22 protein-coding genes are annotated in these 24360 nt (G+C 67.4%); 6 read left to right on the top strand and 16 right to left on the bottom strand.

Going from position 1 to position 24360, the window contains the following annotated elements:
- The first annotated feature begins 29 nt into the window (after positions 1-29).
- Positions 30-1019, top strand: a complete 990-nt coding sequence (locus tag AAHM44_RS02605; protein ID WP_342248902.1) for an LLM class flavin-dependent oxidoreductase — start codon at positions 30-32, stop codon at positions 1017-1019.
- A gap of 63 nt (positions 1020-1082) precedes the next feature.
- Here the strand turns inward: AAHM44_RS02605 and AAHM44_RS02600 are convergent, their stop codons facing one another.
- From AAHM44_RS02600 to AAHM44_RS02585, 4 genes are all read right to left on the bottom strand, one after another.
- Positions 1083-1649 carry a hypothetical protein gene (locus tag AAHM44_RS02600; protein WP_269573711.1) on the bottom strand — a complete coding sequence of 189 codons (567 nt, stop codon included), beginning with the start codon at positions 1647-1649 and terminating at the stop codon, positions 1083-1085.
- 223 nt (positions 1650-1872) lie between these two features.
- A complete protein-coding gene (locus AAHM44_RS02595; RefSeq protein WP_184164921.1) occupies positions 1873-3180 on the bottom strand; it encodes a sensor histidine kinase in 1308 nt (435 codons plus the stop codon).
- A 142-nt stretch (positions 3181-3322) separates the two neighbouring features.
- Positions 3323-3991 carry a response regulator transcription factor gene (locus tag AAHM44_RS02590; RefSeq protein ID WP_184162042.1) on the bottom strand — a complete coding sequence of 223 codons (669 nt, stop codon included), beginning with the start codon at positions 3989-3991 and terminating at the stop codon, positions 3323-3325.
- Between the two features lie 19 nt (positions 3992-4010).
- Positions 4011-4316 carry a hypothetical protein gene (locus AAHM44_RS02585; RefSeq protein WP_260395867.1) on the bottom strand — a complete coding sequence of 102 codons (306 nt, stop codon included), beginning with the start codon at positions 4314-4316 and terminating at the stop codon, positions 4011-4013.
- Positions 4317-4420: 104 nt separating this feature from the next.
- Here AAHM44_RS02585 and AAHM44_RS02580 point away from each other — a divergent pair, with 104 nt between their 5' ends.
- On the top strand, positions 4421-6199 hold the full coding sequence (locus AAHM44_RS02580; protein ID WP_342248901.1) for an ABC-F family ATP-binding cassette domain-containing protein: 1779 nt from the start codon (positions 4421-4423) through the stop codon (positions 6197-6199).
- 3 nt (positions 6200-6202) lie between these two features.
- On the opposite strand, the gene AAHM44_RS02575 is transcribed toward AAHM44_RS02580, so the two are convergent.
- The 4 genes from AAHM44_RS02575 to AAHM44_RS02560 form a co-directional block, all read right to left on the bottom strand.
- A complete protein-coding gene (locus tag AAHM44_RS02575; RefSeq protein WP_342248900.1) occupies positions 6203-7219 on the bottom strand; it encodes a sensor histidine kinase in 1017 nt (338 codons plus the stop codon).
- A 109-nt stretch (positions 7220-7328) separates the two neighbouring features.
- On the bottom strand, positions 7329-7679 hold the full coding sequence (locus AAHM44_RS02570) for a DUF3060 domain-containing protein (protein WP_342248899.1): 351 nt from the start codon (positions 7677-7679) through the stop codon (positions 7329-7331).
- Positions 7680-7744: 65 nt separating this feature from the next.
- Complete coding sequence (locus AAHM44_RS02565) at positions 7745-8557, bottom strand: ATP-binding protein (RefSeq protein WP_269573716.1); 813 nt, start codon at positions 8555-8557, stop codon at positions 7745-7747.
- 74 nt (positions 8558-8631) lie between these two features.
- Entirely contained in the window at positions 8632-9372 is a 741-nt protein-coding gene (locus tag AAHM44_RS02560) for a 3-oxoacyl-ACP reductase family protein (RefSeq protein ID WP_184162024.1), read from the bottom strand.
- Between the two features lie 84 nt (positions 9373-9456).
- On the opposite strand from AAHM44_RS02560, the gene AAHM44_RS02555 reads away from it, so the two are divergent.
- Entirely contained in the window at positions 9457-10128 is a 672-nt protein-coding gene (locus AAHM44_RS02555) for a TetR/AcrR family transcriptional regulator (protein ID WP_342248898.1), read from the top strand.
- Here the strand turns inward: AAHM44_RS02555 and AAHM44_RS02550 are convergent.
- From AAHM44_RS02550 to AAHM44_RS02535, 4 genes are read right to left on the bottom strand one after another with little or no spacing between them, the layout of a single operon-like run.
- Complete coding sequence (locus tag AAHM44_RS02550) at positions 10088-12109, bottom strand: tetratricopeptide repeat protein (RefSeq protein ID WP_342248897.1); 2022 nt, start codon at positions 12107-12109, stop codon at positions 10088-10090. The two genes, AAHM44_RS02555 and AAHM44_RS02550, sit on opposite strands and share 41 nt — an antisense overlap.
- A gap of 49 nt (positions 12110-12158) precedes the next feature.
- Complete coding sequence (gene prsR / locus AAHM44_RS02545; RefSeq protein ID WP_184162015.1) at positions 12159-13517, bottom strand: PEP-CTERM-box response regulator transcription factor; 1359 nt, start codon at positions 13515-13517, stop codon at positions 12159-12161.
- A complete protein-coding gene (prsK, locus tag AAHM44_RS02540) occupies positions 13514-15586 on the bottom strand; it encodes an XrtA/PEP-CTERM system histidine kinase PrsK (protein ID WP_342248896.1) in 2073 nt (690 codons plus the stop codon). Before prsK ends, prsR begins: the two co-directional genes overlap by 4 nt.
- Positions 15586-16974, bottom strand: a complete 1389-nt coding sequence (locus AAHM44_RS02535; RefSeq protein ID WP_269573720.1) for a TIGR03013 family XrtA/PEP-CTERM system glycosyltransferase — start codon at positions 16972-16974, stop codon at positions 15586-15588. Before AAHM44_RS02535 ends, prsK begins: the two co-directional genes overlap by 1 nt.
- Before the next feature lie 161 nt (positions 16975-17135).
- On the opposite strand from AAHM44_RS02535, the gene AAHM44_RS02530 reads away from it, so the two are divergent.
- On the top strand, positions 17136-18197 hold the full coding sequence (locus AAHM44_RS02530; RefSeq protein ID WP_342248895.1) for a mannose-1-phosphate guanylyltransferase/mannose-6-phosphate isomerase: 1062 nt from the start codon (positions 17136-17138) through the stop codon (positions 18195-18197).
- Here the strand turns inward: AAHM44_RS02530 and AAHM44_RS02525 are convergent.
- A complete protein-coding gene (locus AAHM44_RS02525; protein WP_342248894.1) occupies positions 18194-19306 on the bottom strand; it encodes a sulfotransferase family protein in 1113 nt (370 codons plus the stop codon). The two genes, AAHM44_RS02530 and AAHM44_RS02525, sit on opposite strands and share 4 nt — an antisense overlap.
- A gap of 131 nt (positions 19307-19437) precedes the next feature.
- Between AAHM44_RS02525 and AAHM44_RS02520 the strand changes: the two genes are divergently transcribed.
- Both AAHM44_RS02520 and AAHM44_RS02515 read left to right on the top strand, forming a co-directional pair.
- Positions 19438-19986 (top strand): aspartyl/asparaginyl beta-hydroxylase domain-containing protein, encoded by a 549-nt coding sequence (locus tag AAHM44_RS02520; RefSeq protein ID WP_342248893.1) that lies wholly within the window; start codon positions 19438-19440, stop codon positions 19984-19986.
- Positions 19983-20318, top strand: coding sequence for an HNH endonuclease signature motif containing protein (locus AAHM44_RS02515; RefSeq protein WP_342248892.1), 336 nt, complete (start codon positions 19983-19985; stop codon positions 20316-20318). Before AAHM44_RS02520 ends, AAHM44_RS02515 begins: the two co-directional genes overlap by 4 nt.
- On the opposite strand, the gene pepF is transcribed toward AAHM44_RS02515, so the two are convergent.
- From pepF to groL, 3 genes are all read right to left on the bottom strand, one after another.
- Positions 20315-22177, bottom strand: a complete 1863-nt coding sequence (gene pepF, locus AAHM44_RS02510) for an oligoendopeptidase F (protein WP_342248891.1) — start codon at positions 22175-22177, stop codon at positions 20315-20317. The genes AAHM44_RS02515 and pepF overlap by 4 nt on opposite strands.
- Positions 22178-22293: 116 nt before the next feature.
- Positions 22294-22473 carry a hypothetical protein gene (locus AAHM44_RS02505; protein WP_269573725.1) on the bottom strand — a complete coding sequence of 60 codons (180 nt, stop codon included), beginning with the start codon at positions 22471-22473 and terminating at the stop codon, positions 22294-22296.
- A 197-nt stretch (positions 22474-22670) separates the two neighbouring features.
- Complete coding sequence (gene groL, locus AAHM44_RS02500; protein WP_269573726.1) at positions 22671-24314, bottom strand: chaperonin GroEL; 1644 nt, start codon at positions 24312-24314, stop codon at positions 22671-22673.
- Positions 24315-24360 lie beyond the last annotated feature (46 nt).

Genomic DNA, 24360 nt, shown 5'->3' with positions numbered 1-24360 from the left:
CGGCGGATGGGCTCCCCATCTCCCGGCGCATGACAGCCTATTCCCTGCTCGACCTCGTCCCGATCATCCAGGGCGGGACCGCATCGCAAGCCCTTGCCAACGCCGCCGACCTTGCCAGGCATGTCGAAGGCCTCGGTTACACCCGCTACTGGGTAGCCGAGCATCACGGGATGGACGGCATCGCCAGCGCAGCCACCGCGGTGGTGATCGCGCATGTAGGCCAGGCGACCTCGACGATTCGCATCGGTTCTGGCGGGATCATGCTCCCGAATCACTCGCCGCTCCAGGTCGCCGAGCAGTTCGGTACGCTCGATGCGCTCTTCCCGGGTCGCGTCGACCTCGGTCTCGGCCGCGCGCCCGGCTCCGACCAGCGCGTCTCCGCCGCGATCCGCCGCGGGCTCGACAGCGACGGCAACGAGTTCCCCCGCGATGTGGCGGAGTTGCAGAGCTATTTCGCCGATGACGGCCGCACCGGCATCCGCGCGACCCCCGGCGCCGGTGCGAAGGTCGATATCTGGATCCTCGGCTCCAGCCTGTTCGGCGCGCAGCTCGCCGCGATGCTCGGCCTGCCCTATGCCTTCGCCTCGCATTTCGCGCCCGGCCAGCTCGATCAGGCGATCGACGTCTATCGCCGCAATTTCCGCCCGTCCGACGTGCTGGACAAGCCGCATTTGATGCTCGGCTTCAACGTCTTCGCGGCCGATACCGACGAGGAAGCCGAGCTACTCGCCAGCTCGCAGCAACAGGCGTTTGTCGCGATCCGCACCACCGGCAAGGGCATCCAGTTGCCGCCGCCGGTGCCCGGCTATCGCGAGAGCCTGGGTGGGCACGGCAATGCGATGCTCGACCAGGTGCTGTCGGCCAGCGCGATCGGCGGGCCCGGCAGGGTCCGCGAGCAACTCGCCGCCTTCATCGCCCGCACCGGCGCCGACGAACTGATGCTGACCAGCGCGATGTTCGATCACGATGCGCGCAAGAAGAGCCTCACCCTCGCCGCCGAGGCGATGCGCGGCCTCTGAATCAAAACGCGGCGCCGATCCCCCCGGAACGGCGCCGCGCCTCAGCGCCACAGGCGCGAGCGATCAGGCCTGGCGGTCGATCACCCAGCCGGTCGCCGAGCTGCCATTGCTGCTCGTCCCCGCGTTGCTGCCATAGGTGGCGGAACCCGATGCCGCCGCGTCGCGCAGCTTCTGGAGGAAAGCGGTCATCGCTTCGAGCTGGCGCGCCGCCGCTTCGCTGATCTGCGTGGTGGTGTCGGTATCGCTGGTCGAATCCTCGTCCGAATCGCTGGTGCCCGAGGGCGGCGGTCCGGGAGGCGGGCCGCCCGCGCCCTGCGGGCCACCGGGCCCGCCCTGGGCGCCATCGGGGCCTTGCGCGAAGAAGCTCTTCAGCTCCTCGGCCTGGTCGTCGGTCAGCGTGCCGCTCTCGACCTGGCTGTCGATCAGCCCGTTGATCCTGTCCTTCATGTCGCCGGGCTTGCCGCCGCTGGCGCGATCCGAAGCCAGGCTCGTATCGATCGTGTCGAGCGCGCTGCTCAGCGCATTCTGGTCGTCGCTGCCGATCGTGCCGGCCGATGCCGCCGCGGCGATCCGCGCATCCATCTGCGCGCGCGGATCGGGGCGCTGCGATAACGATGAAATGGAAGTCATGCTGGTCCCTTTGCGTCTACAATCCCCAACGGGCAGTTTAGCAGATCATTGCTAACATATTGTAAACGAAAAATAATATCTCAAACCCTCGCGTTTGGGCGACGCTGGCCCCAGAACCAGCGCCGCCACGCGACCCGACGGACATTAAGAGGGCAATCCGCGAGTTCCCGGACGGTTTGCGTCCGGTTCGTCGCGTCAGAATTTCAGTTTGTTGCAGTTCGGCTCAGCTCGCCGCGGGCAGCCGCAGCCGCACGAGCAGCCCGCCGAGATCCTCGCTCTCCTCGAGGCTGACGGTACCGTCATAGATCTCGGCCACGTCGCGCACGATGGCGAGGCCCAGGCCGGTGCCCGGCTTGCCGCTGTCCAGCCGCACGCCGCGATCGAAGATGCGGATCCGGTCCGCCTCGGGAATGCCGCGCCCGTCATCCTCGACCAGCACCTCGACGAACCCGGCCTGCACGCCGGCGGTGATGAACACGCTGCCGCCGCCATATTTGGCGGCATTCTCGACCAGGTTGCCGAGCAGGTCGTCCAGGTCCTGCCGCTCGATATGCGCCACCAGATCCTTCTGCCCGTCGATATCGATCCGGACATTGGGATAGAGCCGCGCGACCGCGCGCTCCACCGCCTCGATCGACGGCCATACCGCCGCGCGGCTGTGTGCCGATCCGCGACGGCCGACGGCGCGGGCGCGAGCGAGGTGATGGTCGATCTGGCGGCGCATCGTTCGTGCCTCGCGGATCACCGCCTGGGCGAGGTCGGGCTGGCCGGCGGCGGCGGCGTTCATGATCACGCTGAGCGGCGTCTTGAGCGCATGCGCCAGGTTGCCGGCATGGAGTCGCGCTTCCTCGGCCTGGCGGTCGTTATGCTCGACCAGCGCGTTGAGCTCCTCGACCATCGGCGCCACTTCGGCGGGCATCTTGCCTTCGACCCGGGTCGATTCGCCTGCGCGCAGCCGGGCGATCTCCTGGCGTACCCGGCGCAGCGGCAACAGGCCGTACCAGGTCTGCAGCGCCACCATGATGATGAGGCCGAGCCCCAGCAGCACGAAGCTGCGCACCAGCGTACGCCGCAGCGTGGCGATCTGCGCGTCGAGCGTCGCGCGGCTCTGCGCCACCTGGAAGCGCCAGCGCACATTCGATCCCGGCAGCGTCGCGTCCCGCTCGGCGACGCGCAGCAGCTGGCCGGGCAGCTGGCGGCTGTCATAGACATGGACGTTGGTGTCGTTGTGCTGCTGGTCGACCGCGAGCTTCTGGTCCCACAGCGAGCGCGACGGGAACACTTCATGCCCCTTGCCGCTGATCTGCCAATAGGCACCCGAATTATATTCGAGGAAGCGCTGGTCGGCGAGCTCGCGGTTGAGCATCACCTCGCCATTCTGGTCGAGTTCGGCCGAGAAGATCATCGCCTTGAGCAGATAGTCGAGCTGCTCGTCGAAATTCTTGGTGACCGTGGTCACCAGCACCCGGTCGAGCGCCACGCCGCCGCCGATCAGCAGGATCATGATCCAGGCGGTAGCGACCAGCAGCATGCGCCGGCTCACCGATCCGGTGGACTGGGTATAGTGGCGCGGCTGTGGCTCGCCGGGCGCGACCGGCTCGGGCTCGGTCAGCGAACGGCCGAACAGTCGATGGCGCAGCTCGCCTAGCTTTTGGGCGAGCTTCGACATCAACTCAGGCGTCGGCCGGCTCGTCCAGGCTGTAGCCCAGCCCGCGAATGGTGGTGATCACGTCGGCGCCCAGCTTCTTGCGGATGCGCGTGACGAACACTTCGATCGTGTTCGAATCGCGATCGAAATCCTGGTCGTAGATATGCTCGATCAGCTCGGTGCGGCTTACCACCTTGCCCTTGTGATGGAGCAGGTAGGACAGCAGCTTGTATTCCTGCGCGGTCAGCTTCACCGGCTCGCCGGCCTTGGTGACCTTGCCCGAGCGGGTGTCGAGGCGGATGTCGCCTGCGATCAGTTCGGCCGAGGCGTTGCCCGAGGCGCGGCGGATCAGCGCGCGCAGGCGGGCGATCAGCTCCTCGGTCTGGAACGGCTTGGCGACATAGTCGTCGGCGCCGGCGTCGAGGCCCGCCACCTTGTCCGACCAGCTGTCGCGCGCGGTCAGCACCAGCACCGGGGTGGTCTTGCCTTCCTTGCGCCAGCGATCGAGCACGGTCAGGCCGTCGATCTCGGGCAGGCCGAGGTCGAGGATGATCGCGTCATATTGCTCGTTGGAGCCGAGATAGAGCCCTTCCTCGCCATCGGTGGCGAGGTCCACCGCATAGCCCGCGCCTTCCAGCGCATTGCGGAGCTGCTGCCCCAGGGTCGGCTCATCCTCGACGATCAGAAGTCGCATGTGTTTCCCCTCGGCGGGCCTAACTGCCCGATTTGCGGACGATCGCGCCGGTGCGGCCATCGACGTCCACCCAGATCACCGATCCATTGCGCAGGAACTTCAGCGTGTAAACTTCCGTCGCGGGATCGAAGTCGAAACCAAGATATTGGGCACCCGGCAGGCGCGGCACGACCCGGCGCTCGATCTCGCGGACCGAGAGCGGCGGGCCCTGGCGCCGGGCGGCGCGCGGTCCGTCCGAATCCTGGCGCCAATTCGCTTGCGCAGCCGCATCCCCGGCGGGCACGAATGCCGCCAGGCAGGCGCAAAGGATGGGCGTCACCAACATCTTCATGCGAGATGGCATAGGGTCCGAGCATTGAATAGCCCCTGAACGTGCCAGTCAGCCGGCTGTAACTTGCCGGACATCGTCCCACCCCCTAGGTGGCCCGCATGGCTGCACCTGTTCTCTCCTTTGAAAATCTCGGTCTCGTCCAGGGCCATGGCTGGCTGTTCCGCGGGCTGAACCTCTATGTCGGCGAGCGGGACCGGCTGGCGCTGATCGGGCGCAACGGCGCGGGCAAGACGACCCTGCTCAAGCTGATCGCCGGCACGATCGAGGGGGACGAGGGCCGCCGCACCATCGTGCCGGGCACCCATGTCGTGCTGCTCGAGCAGGAGCCGCGCATGGAGGGCTGCGCGATCTTGCTCGACTATGTCCTTTCGGGCAGCGATGCGCCGCCCCGGCACGAGGCGGAGGCGATCGCCGACCAGCTCGGCATCGATCTCAGCCGCGAGGCGAAGACCGCCTCGGGCGGCGAGCGCCGCCGCGCCGCGATCGCCCGCGCGCTGGCGATGAACCCGGACGTGCTGCTGCTCGACGAGCCGACCAACCATCTCGATCTCGCCGCGATCGAATGGCTGGAAGACTGGCTCACCCGCTTCAACGGCGCGTTCATCGTGATCAGCCACGACCGTACCTTCCTCACCCGCCTGACGCGATCGACCCTGTGGCTCGATCGCGGGGCGATTCGCCGTGCCGAAGTGGGCTTTGGCGGGTTCGAAGCCTGGACCGATCAAGTCTATGCCGAGGAGGAGCGCAACGCCCAGCGGCTCGACGCCAAGCTGAAGATCGAGGAGCATTGGCTCCAGCGCGGCGTCACCGGCCGGCGCCGGCGCAACCAGGGTCGCCTCGAAAAGCTCAAGGAAATGCGCGCCACCCGCGCCGCGATGATCGGACCGCAGGGCGCCGCCAAGCTGGTCACCGCCGCTGACGACAGCAACACCAAGGTGGTGATCGACGCCAAGCACGTCACCAAGCGCTTTGGAGATCGGACGATCATCAAGGACCTGACCTTCCGGGTCACCAAGGGCGACCGGATCGGCATCGTCGGTGCCAATGGCGCGGGCAAGTCGACCCTGCTCAAGCTGCTAACCGGCGAAATCCAGCCGGATGAGGGCACGGTCAAGCTCTCCAATACGCTGAACGGCGTCATCATCGACCAGCAGCGCAGCCTGATGGATCCGGCCAAGACGGTGCGTGACGTGCTGGCGGACGGCGGCGACTGGATCGACGTTCTCGGCGTGCGCAAGCACGTCCATGGCTATCTCAAGGAATTCCTGTTCGATCCGTCGATCGCGGAAGCGAAGATCGGCACGCTGTCCGGCGGCGAGCGTTCGCGCCTGCTGCTGGCGCGCGAGTTCGCCCGCCATTCGAACCTGCTGGTGCTCGACGAGCCGACCAACGATCTCGACCTCGAGACGCTGGACCTGCTCCAGGAAGTGATCGCCGATTATGAAGGCACCGTGCTGATCGTCAGCCACGATCGCGACTTCCTCGATCGCACGGTGACGGTGACGCTGGGGCTCGACGGGTCGGGCACGGTCGATGTGGTGGTCGGCGGCTATGCCGATTGGGAAGCCAAGCGTCGCCCGAAGGTGGATGCGAAGAAGGCGGCGCCCAAGGCCGCCGCTGCGCCGGAGGCGCCGAAAAAGGCGACCAAGCTCAGCTACAAGGACCAGCGCGACTACGACCTGCTGCCCAGGCGGATCGAGGAAATCGAGGCGCAGATCGCGAAGGACGAAGCGGCGATGGCCGATCCGGACCTTTATACGAAGAATCCCGACAAGTTCGCGAAGCTCAGCGACGGTATCGGCAAGCTGCGGGATGAAAAGGACGCGGCGGAGATGCGCTGGCTGGAACTGGCCGAGATGGTCGAGGCGCTGGGCTGAGGCTCAGGCTTCCAGCGCGACGGTGACCTTCGTACCCTGTGCTCCGGTCTCCGTAATCGCGGTGCCCCGGGCCTGGCGGACAAAGCCGTCGACGAGCTTTTGCCCGAGCCCTCCATCCTTGCGCGGCTTCGGCTCGGCGGGCAGGCCGACTCCGTCGTCGCGCACGGAAAGCAGCCAGCCCGGCGCTGCGGTTTCGAAGCGTATCTCGATCCGCCCGCTCTCGCGCCCTGCAAAGGCGTGCTTGGCGGCATTGGTCACGAGTTCGTTGACGATCAGCCCGATCGAGACGGCGCGGTCGCGGGGCAGGGCGGCATGGTCGCACACGCAGTCGAGCGTGATCGCTCCGCGCAGGAACAGCGCCTCGGCCAGCGCCGCGCTCAGCTCCTCGAGATACACCGCCATGTCGACATCGCCCGGCGAAGCCGCGCCGCCGCGATAAAGATGCCGATGCGCCCGGGCTATGCTCTCTACCCGCGTCAGCGCCGAGGACAGCGCCTCCTGCGTCTCCGCATCCTTCGTACGGCGCCGCTGCATGTCCAGAAGCGCCGCGACGAGGGTGAAGTTGTTCTTCACGCGATGGTCGAATTCGGCAAGGAACAGGTCGCGTTCGGCGAGCTCCCGATCTCGCTCCTGGGTGGCACGGGGCACGGCGCGGCGGAACAGCTCGGCGATCAGCAGCACCGCGGCATAGTTGATCGTCGCGAGCACCAGCCGGCCCATGTCGTCGGGACTCTTCAGGAGGAAGCTGTGCTGCTCGGGCAGGATGAAATACCAGCTGTAGAGCAGGGTCAGCGCGCCGGTGAGCAAGCCCGCCTGCCAGCGGCCGAACAGCGTGGCGATCAGGACGGCGGGGAAGCCGAGCGAGAAGGGGCCGGCGGCCGGGGCGATCGCATCGATCAGCGCGCGCAGGCCAATGGCCAGCCCGGTGATGAGCAGGCCGAAGCTCAGCTGCACCAGCAACGCGCCGCGCCCGCTCGGCGCCAGCCGGTCGGCAAGATCGGTTTCGCCTATTCGCCCCATGAAGGGAGGAGGCATCGGCCACCGGCGAGAGTCAAGCATTCCCGCCGGTCGCTTTGATCCAGATTAGTTTATGTGAAGCCGAATCAACGACATGGTGTCAGCTTCTCGGTCATTTCTCGCGCATGATCCGATTGCCGGCGCCCGTCATGCTGATGCGTGGCCGCGCCTCGCCGGGAGCACGCCAGCGGATCTGGTTATCCGCGCCTTCCACCCGAATCGTGGACTTGGTGGCGAGGTCGATCACGACCCGGTTGCCTGCGCCGGTCAGGTTCAGACCGGTGCACGCGCCGCGGATCGTCAGCGTGTTGCTGGCACCTTCGATTTGGACGGTGCCGCCATTACAGTCGATCTCGGAATTCTCGCCCGCGCCGCTGAACTCGGTCTGCGCCTGGGCCGGCAATGCCCAACTCGCCGCGATCGGCGCAAGGATCATCACTGCCAGTTTCCGAAAATCGTGCATTGCCGTCTCCCATCGTTGCGAATCCGAAAGGAGACGCGCAGCGGCGGGCGGTGTTCCTCTGCTGGTCAGAGGTTTCGGCCGGACCGTCCCGCGAGATCGACGACATATTGCCAGGCGACGCGCCCGGATCGACTGCCGCGCCGCGTCGCCCAGCCGATCGCCTCGGCCGGATCGAAGCTCAGCCCATGCGTCTCGGCATAGCCGCGGACGATGTCGACATAGGTATCCTGGTCGACGGCATGGAAGCCGAGGCTCAGCCCGAAGCGATCGGCCAGCGCCAGCCCGTCATCGACCGAATCGCGGGGATTGATCGCGCTCGCCTGCTCGGCAATGTCGCGGGTGACGAGATGGCGGCGGTTGGAAGTGACCAGCAGCCGGGCATTGTCCGGCCTCGCCTCCGCCCCGCCCTGGAGCAGCGAGCGCAGCGCCCGCGCATCGCCGACGCCGTCGAAGCCGAGATCGTCGAGGAAGATCGCGAAAGGCCGGTCGGTGGTGCTGAGCAGCGCGAACAGCTCGGGCAGCGTATCGAGCTGGGTGGTCACCGCCTCGACCAGCGCCAGCCGGCCGCCCTCGGCCTGCACCGCTGCGACCGCGCTCTTGACCAGCGCCGACTTGCCGGTGCCCCGTGCGCCCCAGAGCAGCACGTCCTGCGCGGCATGGCCCTGCGACAGCCGCGCGAGATTGCCGACCAGCGCCTCGCGCTGGCTGTCCACGCCGCGAAGGATCTCGATCGGCAGCGGATCGAACACGCGTGCCGGGGAGAGTCCGTGCCCGCGCCATACATAGGCCGGATGTGCCTCGAGGTCGGCTGGCGGGGGCGGCGGCGGAGCCAGCCGGTCGAGTGCGTCGGCGATGCGGGCAAGGACTTCTTCGTGCATGGGGGCGGCTATAGCGTGGCGCCGCCGCCGGCTCACCCCCAACTTGCCTATCGGCGCCTATTGCCTGGGTTTCCTCAGGCGTTGATGCCGCCATCGACGGTTACAACCGATCCGGTCACGAACCGCGCCGCCGGGCTGGCAAGGAACGCGACGACTGCCGCGACGTCCTCGGGCTTGCCGTAATGGCCAAGCGCGGTGAGGCCGCGCAGCGTGTCGGCGAAATCTCCATCCGCCGGGTTCATGTCGGTGTCGATCGGGCCGGGCTGGACGAGATTGGCGGTGATTCCGTTCGGGCCCAGGTCGCGCGCCAGGCCGCGCGTGAAGGCAAGCAGAGCCGACTTGGTCATCGAATAGAGCGTCGAGCCGGCAAAGGGCACGCGCTCGGCCAGGCACGATCCGATGGTGATGACCCGGCCGCCTTCGCCGAGATGCGGGATCGCCGCGCCGGTGGCGATCACTGCCGAGCGGACATTGACGTTGAGCAGTGCGTCGATCTCCTCGAGGTTGAGGTCGACGACCTGACTGTAGCGGGCGATGCCGGCATTGTTGACCAGGATGTCGAGCCCGCCCAATGCCGCGACGGCTTCCGTCACCGAGCGCTTCACTGCTTCGGGATCGGCGCTGTCGGCCTGGATGGCGATGGCGCGGCGGCCCTTCGCTTCGATCGCGCGCACGATCTCGGCCGCGCGATCGGCCGAACGCTCATAGGTGATGGCGACATCCGCGCCCTTGTCCGCCAGCGCCAGCGCAATACCCGCACCGATGCCGCGCGAGGCGCCGGTCACCAATGCACGCTTGCCGAGAAGCTCAGTCATTCGTCCGTTCCTTATTCTATAGTGATCGATACAGAATAGCTGGGAAGCTTGTAGGCGGGCGTCAAGGGAATTATGTAACGATCGATGCAAAATTCTGGAGAAGAGACGCAAACCCGATCCCGCGGGCGCCCGCGCGCCTTCGATCGCGCGCGTGCGCTCGAACGGGCGACGCGGTTGTTCTGGGAAAAGGGCTATGCCGCGACGTCGATCGCCGACCTGAAAGAGGCGATGGAGATCGGCGCGCCAAGCCTCTACGCCGCCTTCGGCTCGAAGGAGGCACTCTATGCCGAAGCGCTGGGCCATTATCGCGACAGTAACGAGGCGTTTGTCTGGGCAGGCTTCTTTGCGGCGGACACGGCGCGCGGTGCGGTGTCCTCGCTGCTGATGGATAGCGCCGCGGCGTTGACGGGCTGCTTTGCCGATATGCCGCGCGGTTGCATGGTCACGCTCTCGGCGGTGGGCAGCGAAGGCAATGCCGAACTTGGCGAGCGGGTGCGCTCGGCGCGAGCGATCACCTTCGAACGGCTACGCGCCCGTCTCGATCGTGGCGTCGCGCAGGGGGAAATCCCTGCTGCTGTCGATCTCGATGCGCTCGCCCGCTTCGTTCAGACGGTACAGAGCGGCATGTCGATCCTGGCGCGCGATGGCGCGGGCCGGGCCGAGCTGGAGGGCGTCGCCGAGGTCGCGATGCTCGGCTGGGATACCCGGGTGGACGTTACCCGTTTGCCATCGCCTGGGCCTCGGCCCGCTCGGTAAAGCTCGGATCGGCAAGCGCGGCCGCCGCATTCTGCTTCGCTTCCGCCTTGCGGCCAAGCGCGGCGTAGATCTGGGCGAGGTGCCAGCGCAGGCCCGGATGCTTCGGCGCCAGGATCACGGCCTTCTGGAGCAGCTCCAGCCCGCCTTCCTTGTCGCCACCCTTGAACAGCGCCCAGCCATAGGCGTCGACCACCGCCGGATTGGCCGGGGCCAGGCCATAGGCAGCCTCGCCGAAATCGACCGCGGTGCCGGTTTCGCCCGCGCCGGCATAGGCGGCGGCGAGCTCGCCGTTGAGCGCGGCGTCGCCGTCACCGATCCGGGCGCGGATGTCCTCCAGCGTGTCGATCGCCGCGTCATAGTCGCCGGCGGCGAGCTGCCAGTGCGCCGAGATGCGCTGGGCGGCGATGCTGCCCGGGTTCTGCGACAGGAACAGCGCGAGCGCGTTGGCGGCGTCCTCGCGCTTGCCGCTGCGGTCGAGCGCTTCGACCAGGCGGAGCAGGGTCGGCTCGTCGAAGCGCAGGTCGGCCGCGCGCTTGTAGACGGCGACGGCGTCGGCCGGGCGATTGAGCAGCATCAGCATGTCGCCGAGCACGATCTGGGCGGCGGGCGCGCCGGGGTTCTTCGCCGCGATGGCCTGGGCGCGGGTGAGGGCGCCGCCCTTGTCGCCGCTGGCGATCAGGGCGCGGATCAGCGGCAGCGTCGCCTGGGGATCGTCGGGGCGCTGGTCGGCATCGGCGGCGAGCGTCGCGGTGCTGTCGTCCGCGCTGAACGCATTCGCTTCGCCGATAGCCGGGAAGGCGGCGCGATCGAGGAAGCGGGCGGCGCTTGCCCGGTCGCCGATCCGCTCGAAGCCGCGGGCGACCAGGGTGAGCGCGTAGCTGTCCGCATCGGCGCGGGCGACGACCGGGCGCAGTGTGTCGATCGCGTTGCGGGCGCGATCGGTGCGCAGCAGCGCGAAGGCGAGCAGCTTGCGGGCGGTGATGTTCATCGGCTGCATGCCGACCAGGTCGCCCAGCTTGTCGATCGCCTGTTCGTAATCGCCCTTCTGCAGGGCGAGCGTGCCGCCGAGCAGGATCACGCCGGGCAGATCGTTGATCGCGCCGCCGGTTTTTTCGAGGATAGCGCGGGAAAGGTCGAAATTGCCCGCGCGCGCGGCGATCACCGCCTGGAGATAGAATGCCTGCGGGCTGCCCGGCCGCGCCGCCAGCGCGCGGCGGGTGGCGGTGACAGCATCCACGGTACGGCCGATATCCCCGAGCGTCGCGGCATATTCGATCAGTACATCGTGGCGGGCGGGGTCGCGCTTCAGCGCCTGCTCGAACCAGGGCAGGGCGGCGACCAGGCCATATTGGCTGCGCACGATTTCGCCGCGCAGGATCAGCGCGTCGATATAGCCGGGGGCGAGCCTTACCGCGCGGTCTGATGCCTGGGCGGCACCGATCAGGTCGCCCGCCGCATAGCGATAGCGTCCCATGTCCATCCAGACGCCGGCATTGTCCGGGGCCAGGCGCAGCGCTTCGTCCAGCGCGGCACCGGCGCCGGCGAAATCGCTCTGGGCGGTGAGTGCGCGGGCACGGATTCGAAGTCCGTAGGGGCGCATCGCGGTGGGGGCCTTATCTGCCTCTGCCGGGGCCTTGTCGGTCTTGCCCTGCAGCACCCAGGCTTCGGCGCGCCATTGCGGCACCGCCTTGGGATCATAGCCGGCATCGACCGCACGCTGGATCTCGCCCTCGGCTCCCACGCCGTCGCCCAGCGCGAGCAGCGCGCGGGCAAGAACGATATGGGCGTTCTCGTTGTCGGGATCGCCGCGCACCGCTTCCGCGGCAAGGTCACGCGCGCCGGTGGCGTTGTCGGCCTTGAGCATCGCCTCGGCGCGGGTGGTGGCTTCCGCCGCTTCGGCCGTGCCCATCCTGCCGGGACTCAGCGCGAACCATCCGCCGGCCAGCACGGCGAGCAGCACGACGAGCGCGCCGCCGATCACCAGCAGGCGCCGGAGCGGAATGCCCCGGGAAGAGGAGCGCCGGCGGCGCCTAGGGCTGGAGGTCATAGGCCTTCATCAGGTCATAGAGGGTGGGGCGGCTGATCCCGAGCAGGCGCGCGGTGCCGGAGATATTGCCCTCGGCGCGGGCAAGCGCATGGCGGATCGCCTTGCGATCGGCGAGCTCGCGCGCGGCCTTGAGGTTGACCGGCTCGATCTCCGCCTGGGCCTCGAGATCGAGATCCCCGGCGGTGACATGCTTGCCCTCGGCCATGATCGCCGCGCGCTTCACCCGGTTCTCGAGCTCGCGGACGTTACCGGGCCAGCCCCAGGCATCGATCGCGGCGAGCGCGTCGGGCGCGAAGCTGCGCGCGGTCGTGTTCATCTGCGCGGCATATTTCTGCAGGAAATGGCGCGCGAGCAGCCCCGCGTCACCCGGGCGCTCCGCGAGGCTCGGGATGCGGACGACGATCTCGGCGAGGCGGTAATAAAGGTCTTCGCGGAAGCGATTGTCGGCGACCATCGCGTCGATGTCCTGGTGGGTGGCGCAGACGATGCGGGTATCCACCGCGATCGCCTGTCGCCCGCCGACCCGCTCGATCACGCGCTCCTGCAGGAAGCGCAGCAGCTTGACCTGGAGCGGCAAGGGCACGTCGCCGATCTCGTCCAGGAACAGCGTGCCGCCCTGGGCGAGCTCGATCTTGCCTTCGGTGGTCTTCACCGCCCCGGTGAAGGCGCCCTTCTCGTGCCCGAACAGCTCGGATTCGAGCAACGTCTCGGGGATCGCGGCGCAGTTGATCGCGACGAAGCGGCCCTTGCGCCCGCTGCGATCGTGCAACCCACGGGCAAGCAGCTCCTTGCCGGTACCGCTGGCGCCAAGCAGCATGACGGACACGTCGGCGCTTGCAACGCGCTCGATCGTGCGGGTGACCTTGAGCATCTCCGGCGCGCCGGTGAGCATGCCGCCCAGCACCGCGCCCGCCTCGACCCGCTCGGCGAGGCGGCGGTTCTCGGCTTCCAGCGCATGGACGTGGAAGGCGCGGGCGACGATCAGGCCGAGCGCGTCGATGTCGATCGGCTTCTGGTAGAAGTCCCAGGCGCCGAGCGAGATCGCGCGGAGCATCGATTCATGCGCGCCGTGGCCCGAAGCGACGATCACCTTGGTATCGGGGCGCAGCGACAGGATCGTCTCCAGCGTGGCGAACCCCTCGGTGGTGCCGTCGGGATCGGGCGGCAGGCCGAGATCGAGCGTGACCACCGGCGGCTCCTCGGCGCGCAGCACGGTGATCGCTTCCTCGCGGGTGGAGGCGGTGAAGATCTCATAGCCGTCATAGGCCCAGCGCAACTGGCGCTGGAGGCCGGCATCGTCCTCGACGATGAGCAGCTTGGGCAGGGCGCGGCTGTCGCTCATGCGGCACGCCCCCAATTGTGGCCCCGGGTGCCGAGATCGGCGGGATGCGCGGCCTTGAGGATCACGCGGAAGCGGGTGCCCCGGCCTTCGCGCGAGGTCACTTCAATGCGGCCCTCCATGGCATGGGCGAGCTGGCGCGCCTCGAAGGCGCCGATGCCGAACCCACCTTCCTTCGACGAGACGAAGGGCTTGAACAACTTGTCGCGGATGAAGGCCGGCGACATGCCGCAGCCCTGATCGACCACGTCGATCGCCACCCGCTCGCCGTCCGCCGAAACCGACAGGGTCACGGGCTCGTTTGCCGGGCTGGCGTCGATGGCGTTCTGGAGCAGATGGGCGAGCAGCTGCTCGAGGCTGGCGGGATCGGCATGGGCGATGGCGTTGTGCACTCCGGCGGTCACCACCGGGTGCTGGCCCTTGCGGTGTGCCGCGACGCGCTCGACCAGCGTGACCACTTCGATCGCGTGCGGCGCCTCGGGGCGGCTGCGATGATGCTGGGAAAGGCGCGCGAGCAACCCGTTCATCCGCTCGGCCGAACTTTGCAGCGTCGCGATCATGTCGGCGCGGAATTCAGGGTTGTCGGCATGGCGCTCGGCATTGCGGGCGGTCAGTGTCAGCTGGCTCACAAGGTTCTTGATGTCGTGGAGGATGAAGGCGAAGCGGCGGTTGAACTCGTCGAAGCGTTGCGCCTCGGCGAGCGCGTCCTGCGCGCGGGCTTCGGCGAGATAGGAGGCGACCTGGCGGCCGGCGACCTTGAGGAGGTCGAAATCCTCCCAGTCGAGCGCGCGGTCCAGCGTCGGGCGGGCGAGCAGGATCGCGCCGGCGAGCTCAGTGAGGTGCGGCAATGGCACGATCGCCCAGGCCTCGGGCACGTCGAGCATCCATTGCGGGACGGCGGCGGCGTCGAGATGATCCTCGTTGCGGCGGATCGCATCGAGCTCGACGATACGGCCGGTCAGCCGGAGATGTTCGGCAAGCGCCGTGTCGCCGGCGATCGGCAGGGTCGCCCGGTCCCAGTTCCAGCTCGCGCCGACGCCCAGCCCGCCCGCGTCGGGAACGAGCAGCACGCCGGCGGGGCTTTCGGTCAGGTCGGCGATCGCCTTGACGATGCGTTCGTCGAGCGCGGCGCCGCCCTGCGGATTGCCGAGCGTCTCGGTGAAGCGCATCCATTCGGTGCGATAGTCATAGCGGTGACGGAAGAGATGCTTGGCGAGCTTCACCTTCAGCCAGGCACGCAGCCAGCTATTGGCGACCAGCGTGAGGATCGCCGCCGTGGAGCCCAGGACGAAGGCGGTCTGTAGCACGCGGGCATTGGCGCCGCCGATCGTGGCGATGGCCGAAGTGGCGAGCGCCAGCAGGGCGAAATAGGCGCCGATCGCGACCAGCGAGAGAGACTGGTAGGTGACGGCGCGCGACACCTCGATCTTCCATTCGCCCTTGCGCTGGAGCGCGGTGCCGATGGCGAGCGCGACGGCGAGGTAGGCAAGGCCGCGCAGGACCAGCGGCTCGATCCGCCACTCCGCGGCGACATAGGCGACGGTGTACAGCGCGAATTCGGTGCACCAGATCGCCGCGAGCGCGACCACCAGCGTGCGCAGCGCCCCACCCGCGCCGGGGCTGAGCGCGGACCATAGCGCCTGGACGAGCACCAGCGCGGCGACCGCGACCAGCATCCGCATCAGCAGCGCGGCGTTTGCGACCGGGACGGCCAGTTCCGGCTCGGGATTGGTATAGACGATGAGCGTCAGGATCAGCGCGGCGACCTGGACGAGCGCGACCACGCCATAGACGGTGCCGAGTGCGATCGGCGGGCGCGACTGCGCGTCGCGGCGATGGAGCACCAGCATGAAGCCGAGCCAGGCAAGGTTGCGCAGCGTCTCGGCGAACCAGCTGGCGACATCGGCGGTGCCGATGCCGGCGACTGCGAGCGCCCAGAGCGCGGTGGCGGCGAGCGCAATGGCAAGCGGACGGCGCGGGAGCCCCGCCAGGTCGGCGCGCCATGCCCAGAGCGCGAGCGCCCCGAACAGCAGCGCCGCCAGGGCGTGCAGCCAGAGCAGCAGGGCGGCCATCAGCGCGCGCCTTCAGGGAACAATACGACGCGGATGGTCTGGAGCAGGATCAGCACGTCGAGGAACGGCGAATAGTTCTTCGCGTAATAGAGGTCGAACTCGAGCTTCTGGCGCGAATCCTCGATCGAGGCGCCATAGGGATAGTTGATCTGCGCCCAGCCGGTGATGCCCGGCTTCACCATGTGGCGCTCGGCATAATAGGGCAGCTTGGTCTCGAGGTCCTCGACGAACTGCGGGCGCTCGGGCCGTGGGCCGACAAAGCTCATCTCGCCCTTGAGCACGCTCCAGCATTGCGGCAGCTCGTCGATCCGCGTCTTGCGGATGATCCGGCCGATGCGGGTGATGCGCGGGTCGTCCTTCTCGGCCCAAACCGCCTGGCCATTCACTTCGGCGTCCTGACGCATCGAGCGCAGCTTGATGACGTCGAAGCCCATGCCGTAGAGGCCGACGCGGCGCTGGCGGTAAAAGGCCGGGCCCTTGCTCTCCAGCTTCACTAGGATCGCGGTGAGCAGGATGATCGGCAGCATCAGCGTGAGCAGCAGCGCGCTCGCGCCGATGTCGAACAGCCGCTTGAACATGCTCGAGAACATGCGGCCCGACGAGAAACCGTCGGAGAAGATCAGCCAGCTCGGATTGACGCTGTCGAGGTCGACGCGGCCGGTCTCGCGCTCGAGGAAGGTCGAGATCTCGTTGACGTGGACGCCGGTGGTCTTGATGCGCAGCAGGTCCTTGAGCGGCAGCGCGTTGCGGCGTTCCTCGAGTGCCAGCACCACTTCGCTGGCGTTGAGGACGACGACGTGATCGGCGAGGTTGTAGATCGCATCGCGCGCGATCGCCTCGGGGATCACGCGATTGGCTTCGCTCATCGCGACATAGCCGACCACGACGAAGCCGGCGCCGGGCGCCTTGGACAGGTCCTTGAGCCGCTGCGCCCGCGCGCCTGCGCCGAGTACGACGATGCGTCGCTTGAACGCCTGGCTGCCCAGTGCCTTGCCGAGCAGGATGCGGAGCGCGATCAGCAGGCCGATCGAGCAGCCCATCGCGTAGAGCAGGTTGGAGCGCCAGAAGCCGATTTCGGGGATCAGGAAGTAGAGGACGCTGAGGCCGATGACGCCGAGCGAGATGGCGACGATCAGGCGCGCCATCGCATAGCGCAGCGACTGGAGCGCATCCGAGCCATAGACGCCGACCGCGACCATCGCGACTTCGAGGAACAGCGCGTAGCTGACGAGCTGGGGCCAGCGCTCCTGGACGGGAGGCAGGCCGATGCCCAGCTGATGCGCGCGCAGCATCCAGCCAAGCTCGCCCGATATCGCCAGCAGGACGATGTCGAGAAAGCCGAGCAGCAGCACGGCATTGGGCACGTAATGCTTGAACAGCCGGATCATGCCGCCTTTTGTACGGGCGAAGTGTAAACAAATCCGACATGGCGGACGTTACGCCGGCGGGATGAAAAATCTGGAGGCCGTCACGAAACTGTGGTCAAAGCCATGTGTTTGATTGTGCGGGCAAAGCACCACATCAGATTTTCTCAGGAGGTCCGTAACTCATGTCGGATTCGCAACCGATCGTCCCTGTCATCCTGTCGGGAGGATCGGGCACGCGCCTGTGGCCGATGTCCAGGGCGGAGAAGCCGAAGCAGCTGCTTTCGCTCACCGCCGAGGAAACGATGCTGCAGCTCACCGCGCGCCGCGCCGCCGGGGAGCAGTTCGGTCCGCCGATCGTCGTCGCCAATGCGCATCATGCCGACATGGTCGAGGAGCAGCTCGCGGCCGCCGACAGCACGGCGCGTGCGCTCGTGCTCGAGCCGATCGGCCGCAACACCGCGCCCGCGATCGCGCTCGCCGCGATTGCCGCCGGGGGCGGGGCCGAGCCGCTGCTGGTGATGCCGTCCGATCACGTCATCGCCGATGTCGATGCCTTTCATGCCGCGATCCAGGCGGCGTTGCCGCTGGTCCGCGACGGCTGGCTGGTCACCTTCGGGATCACGCCCGATGCGCCCGAGACCGGCTATGGCTGGATCAAGGTGGGCGAAGCGATCGGCGACGGCGTCCACCGGGTCGAGCGCTTCGTCGAGAAGCCGCCGCGCGAGAAGGCGGAGGAGATGCTCGCCCATGGCGGGCATACCTGGAACGGGGGCATCTTCCTGTTCCGCGCCGACATCTATCTGGGAGCGCTGGCGAGCTACGCGCCGGAAATGCTCGCGGCCGCGCAGCAGGCGATGGAAAAGGGCCGGCGCGACGGCGCACGGATCTGGCCCGATGCGGACAGTTTCGCCGCCAGCCCTTCGGACTCGATCGATTATGCGGTGATGGAAAAGGCGCCGCGCGTGGCGGTGGTGCCGGTCACGATGGGCTGGAGCGATGTCGGCAGCTGGGACGCGCTCCACGCGATCAGCCATGCCGATGCCGGCGGCAATGTGGTGCGCGGCGATGCCGTGGTGATCGAATCGAGCAATTGCCTGGTGCGTGCCGAGGGCGGCAAGCGCGTCGCCCTGGTCGGCGTGGAGGACCTGATCGTGGTCGTCTCGGGCGATGACGTGCTGGTGCTGCCGCGCGGGCGCAGCCAGGAAGTGAAGAAGATCATCGAGGCGATGCAGAAGAGCGGCTAGCCTGCCGCGCGGACGGCCTCCAGCTCGGCGAAGACCGGTGCGACATGGTGATCCACGGCAGCGCGGAGTTCGGGGTCGGCTTCGCGTTGCTTGGCTTCTCCGTCGGCGGTGAAACGGGTTCCCGGCGCCTTGGAATAGCGTGTAGCGGCTGCTTCCATCGCTTTCCGCGCCGGTCCTTCCGGCGCCACGCCGAAATGCGGCAGGATCCGATCGAAAAAGGCACCGGGCAACTCGGCATAGTTCACGAGCAATCCCTGGCCCTGGCCGTGCTCGATCACGGCCTGGCAGGTCCGCTCGAGCACGCGCGCGATGAAGCTGCGCTCGGGCAGCCAGGCGTCCTCGGGCGCCAGGCCGAACCATTCCAGCGGCACGATGCCGGGCACCGTCTGGGCGCCGCGCTGGCGCAGCTGCGATACCAGCACCTCCACCGGATCGCGGTAGAGGAAGATCCAGGGCGTGTCGGGGAAGGCGCGGCGAAGCAGCGGCAGCGCGCGCGTATGCCAGCTGTCGAGCTTGAGGAACAAATGCTCGGCGGCGCGGGCATAGGCGTGGACCAGCGCGCGCAGGGCGTCGGCGTGCGTGTCGGGATCCTCGAACGGGTGCTGGATCATCGCGTCCAGCACCGAAGTCTCGGAGATCGAGACATGGCCGGGCGCGGCCCCGAGCATCTGCGAGACCAGCGTCGAGCCGCAGCGCGACATATGGAAGATCAGGCCCGAAGGCGCGCGCAAGTCCGCCCGGCCGACAAAGCCTTCAAGCGGCGTGGCGGTGCGGAACAGGCGGTTGAACGGCCGCCCGCCCGCCTCGAGCACCGCATCCTCGTAGAAGGGCGTGCTGGGCGAGATGCCGGCGAAGTGGAACCACTGGATCGCGGGCTGTGGTCCGCGCACGAAGCCGACCGGGAGCCAGCTTTGGGGCGGCCATTCGGCTTGCATGACCGGGGCCGCGCTGAAACGGAACATGCCGATCGGATCGGGGCGGCCGCATCCGGCCAGATCCTGCGCGGTGAGGGGGATGCCCCGTGCCGCGGCCCAGGCGATCGCCCGTGCCTCGAACACGGCCGGGTCAAAGGGTTCCGCCAGCTGGGCCTGCGCAGCGGGGTCGGCCATGACTGCGGCGCGGAACGCCTCGATCGGAGTTGGTGGCGTTGCAATCATCGGGCGCTGGGATAGGGTCTCTGGAAAGGAGCAGTCAGGCTAATATGGCAACGGCACCCACACAATCCGCTTGGCCCGATCGGGTGCGCTTGCCGCTTGCCTTCGATCCCGCGCCGCTCGTCGCCGATGTGGAGGCTCTCGAGCGGGGCGACTGGACCGAGCATTTCGTGAAGCAGAATTATGATGGGGAATGGAGTGCGCTGCCGTTGCGCGCGCAGGCGGGTGTCTCCCATCCGATCCAGCTGATCTATGCCGCGCCGGGCGTCACCGAATTCGTCGATACGGTGTGGCGCGCGCGCATGCCGGGGGTGTCGGCGGTGATCGACGCCTTTGCCTGCCCGATCCGTTCCGCGCGGCTGATGCGGTTGGCGGCGGGATCGGTGATCAAGGAGCATGAGGATCTCGACCTCGACGTCGCCGACGGCTTCGCGCGGATCCATGTGCCGATCGTGACCAATGCGGATGTAGACTTCCGCCTGAATGGCGAGCGTGTGGCGATGGCTCCGGGAGAGGCTTGGTATCTCCGCCTCGCCGATCCGCACAGCGTCACGAATGCGGGCGACACGGCCCGCGTGCACCTGGTGATCGACCTCGTGGTCAATGCCTGGCTGCTGCGCCAGCTGGCGGGATGAGCGGGCGGGTCCGGCGCAAGCAGGTCGCGGCGGCGCTGGAAACCGCCACGCGTGCTGCGCCGCCCGAAGCCTGCGCGCTTTGTGCCCGCCCGTTTGGCCGGCGGATCGAATGGCATCATGTGCTGCCGAAAAGCGAAGGCGGTCGCGAGACGGTGCCGCTCCATCCCATCTGCCACCGGACAATCCACGCCAGCGCGAGCAATGCCGAGCTGGCGCGTATCTATCCTACGCTCGACGCGCTGCTTGAGCGCGAGGATATCCGCCGCTTCGTCGCATGGATCGCGGACAAGCCGCCCGATTTCCATGCGCCGACGCGGCGGAAACAGGCTTAGCCGATCAGCGCTTCCGCCTGGTCGAGTACATTCTTGAAGTCGGCGACGAGCGCCTGGTACGGGGCCGGGCTCGCCATATCCAGGCCGGCGCGCTTCAGGATTTCGGTCGGATAGTCCGATCCGCCTGCCTTGAGCACCGAAAGATAATTGTCGCGCTCCTTGGTGCCGCCCTTCAGGATCGACTGGGCGAAGAACGTCGCCGCCGAGATGCAGGTGGCATATTGGTAGACATAGAAGCTGTTGTAGAAGTGCGGGATATAGGCCCACTCGTTCGCATATTCGGGCTCGAGGATCATCTTCGGGCCGTGATAGGTGCGCAGCAGCTCGCCATAGACCTTGGTGAACTTCTCGCCTGACAGGCCCTCGCCCGCTTCCGCCATGTCGTGCGCCTTGAGCTCGAACTCGGCGAACATGGTCTGGCGGAAGAAGGTGCCGCGATAATTCTCCATCTGCTGGCCGAGGTAGAAGAGCTTCTCCTCCTTGGTCTTCGCGCCCTTGAGCAGGTGGGCGACGAGCAACTGCTCGTTCAATGTCGAGGCGATCTCGGCGAGGAAGATCGGATAGTCCGCCTTGTCATAGACCTGGGTGGAGTTGGCGAGCAGCGAGTGCAGTGCATGGCCCCATTCATGGGCATAGGTGCTCATCCCGTCATATTTGTCGCTCAGATTGAGCAGCAGATAGGGGTGCACGTCGAACGCGCCGGGATTCATGTATGCGCCCGGGCGCTTGCCGGGGCGCGGCCAGGGATCCATCCACTTGGCGGCTGTCGCCTTGGCGATGCGCGCCTGATAGTCGGCGCCGAGCGGCTTCACCGCTTCCAGCGTCGTCGTCCGCATCTGGTCGAGCGTGTAGCTGCGGTCCATCGAGACGAGCGGCGGATAGATGTCGTAATAGCCGATATCCGGCAGCTTGAGCATCTTGCGGCGCAGCTCGAAATAGCGGTGGAGCTGGGGCAGCCCCTTGTTCGCCTCAGCCACCAGCGTGCGGTACACCGCCTCGGGGACATTATTGCCCGCCAGCGCATGGGCGAGCGAAGTCGGGTATTTCCGCGCCTTGGCGTAGAAGATGTCCGAGCGGACCTGGCCGCCATAGGTGGCGCCGAACGAGTTCTGGAACTTGCCGTGCTCGGTCCAGAATGCCTTGAACACCGCCTTGCGGTCCTCGCGGTTGGGGGCGTCGCGGTTGAGCGAATAGCCCTGAGAATCGAGGCGGACCTGCTTGCCGGTCGACAGGGTGATGGTTGGCCAGGGAATGTCAGAGGAGCGCAGCTGGCCGGCGATGTCGCTGACAGCGTCGAGCGGCGAGCCTGCGCTGGCGAGGATCGCCTCGCTCTCGGCCGAAAGCGTGTGCGCGGCCTGGCGCAGCGCATCGGCGAGCGCGAAGTCGAAGCGGGTGCGCAGCACCTGGCTGGCGGCAAGGAAGCTGTCGATCTTCGGCTTGCCCAGCGTCAGCAGCTCGGGTGCGACCCAGGAACTGGCCTCGCCGAACGCGGTATAAAGATCGCGGGCCTGGGCGAGCTTTTCCTGGTTGGCGGAGATGCGGACATCCTCGTCGCCTTTCAGGCTGGCATAGGTGTAGATGCGAGCGATCGTCCGGCCGAGATCGGACTGGAGGCTCAGCGCCTCGGCCAGCACATCGGCGCTCTCGCCAAGGCGGCCCTTGTACCTGGTGATCCCCGGCACGGCGGCGAGCGCCTGCTTGCGGGCGGCTTCCCAGGCGGCTTCGTTCGGATAGAGCTCGGTCAGGTCCCATTCGGCGCCGGCGGGCGCGGCGGCCTGGCGGGCCCAGGCGGGCAGGGCGGCGGTGGCGCTGGCAAAGGCGGCGGCAGCCAGCGCTTCGCGGCGGGTAAGGTCGGTCATTTCCAGTCCCTGAAATCGCGCCTGTAGGCCGGCGCCGTTGCAAGAGGCGCCAGTCTGTCGCGGTTTCGGAACGCGGGAAAGTGTTTTGTGGACCTAAAACGCCGCGATGACGGCGATCAGCGCGCGGCCTTGGGTGTGACGATCCAGTCGCGCTTGGCGCGGCGGGTCATGTGGACCCCGCAATAGCGGCACTTGCTGACATATTTGTCGTCCCCGCCGATGCGTTGTGCATGCTTCTCGGAACGTTCGTGCCGGCCTCCGATGCAACGCGCACGCCCGGCAATCCAATTAATCACGTAACCACCCCCAATGGTCTATGGCCGCCTACCTCCCTGATCCTCGGAAGAGGGTCAAGCAGGTATCGGTTCAGTTTGCCGCAAATCAGAAATGTTACGGCAAAGTATCGAAACGTCGCCCGCACCGGGTCGGCGGGCATGAAAAGGGCCGGGGATCGCTCCCCGGCCCTTCCATTTTTGTGCGCAGAGCGAAGGACTTAGAAGTCCATGCCGCCCATGCCACCCATGCCGCCGCCCATGGCGGGCATGGCGGGCTTGTCTTCCGGCAGCTCGCTCACCGCCGCTTCGGTGGTGATGAGCAGGCCGGCGACCGAAGCCGCGTTCTGGAGCGCGGTGCGGACGACCTTGGTCGGGTCGATCACGCCGGCCGCAACCAGGTTCTCATAGGTGTCGGTCGACGCGTTGAAGCCGAACGAGGTGTCGGTCTGGTCGAGCAGCTTGCCCGAGACGACCGCGCCGTCATGGCCGGCATTCTGCGCGATCTGGCGCACCAGGGCCGAGAGCGAACGACGCACGATGTCGACGCCGCGGGTCTGGTCCTCATTGGCACCGGTGACGCCGTCGAGCGCCTTGGTGGCATAGAGCAGCGCCGTGCCGCCGCCGGGGACGATGCCTTCTTCAACGGCTGCGCGGGTCGCGTGCAGCGCGTCGTCGACGCGGTCCTTGCGCTCCTTCACCTCGACCTCGGTCGCACCGCCGACCTTGATCACGGCCACGCCGCCGGCGAGCTTGGCGAGACGCTCCTGGAGCTTCTCACGGTCGTAATCGCTGGTGGTGACTTCGATCTGCTGGCGGATCGCCTCGGTGCGGCCCTTGATCGCATCGGCTTCACCGGCGCCATCGACGATGGTGGTGTTGTCCTTGTCGATCGTGACGCGCTTGGCGGTGCCGAGCATGCCCAGGGTGACGCTCTCGAGCTTGATGCCGAGGTCTTCCGAGACGACTTCGCCCTTGGTGAGGACGGCGATGTCCTCGAGCATCGCCTTGCGGCGATCGCCGAAGCCCGGCGCCTTGACCGCTGCGACCTTCAGGCCGCCGCGCAGCTTGTTGACGACGAGCGTGGCCAGGGCCTCACCCTCGATGTCCTCTGCGATGATAAGCAGCGGACGGCCGGTCTGCACCACCGCCTCGAGGATCGGCAGCATCGACTGGAGGTTCGACAGCTTCTTCTCGTGGATCAGGATGTACGGATCGGCGAGCTCGACGGCCATCTTCTCGGGGTTGGTGATGAAGTAGGGCGACAGGTAGCCGCGGTCGAACTGCATGCCCTCGACGACGTCGAGCTCGAACTCGAGACCCTTCGCCTCTTCGACGGTGATCACGCCTTCCTTGCCGACCTTCTCCATCGCTTCCGCGATCTTCTGGCCGACTTCGGTGTCGCCGTTCGCCGAGATGATGCCGACCTGGGCGACTTCATTGGTGCCGGCAACCGGCTTCGAGCGCGACTTGATGTCCTCGACGACCTTGGTGACGGCGAGATCGATGCCGCGCTTCAGGTCCATCGGGTTCATGCCGGCCGCAACCGACTTCATGCCCTCGCGCACGATCGCCTGGGCGAGAACGGTCGCGGTGGTGGTGCCGTCACCGGCGATGTCGTTGGTCTTCGACGCCACTTCGCGCACCATCTGGGCGCCCATGTTCTCGAACTTGTCCTTGAGCTCGATTTCCTTGGCGACGCTGACGCCGTCCTTGGTGATGCGCGGTGCGCCGAAGCTCTTCTCGATCACGACGTTGCGGCCCTTCGGGCCCAGGGTCACCTTCACCGCATCGGCGAGGATGTCCACGCCGCGCAGGATGCGCTCACGTGCGTCGCGCGAAAACTTTACGTCCTTGGCTGCCATTTGACTGCCCTTTCACTTTCGAAAAATGGGAACTCGCCGCCTAGGG

Origin of the sequence: Sphingomonas sp. OTU376 (assembly GCF_038440415.1) — a bacterium.
Lineage (GTDB): Bacteria > Pseudomonadota > Alphaproteobacteria > Sphingomonadales > Sphingomonadaceae > Sphingomonas > Sphingomonas kyeonggiensis_A.
This window is presented reverse-complemented; position numbering and strand designations above follow the sequence as displayed.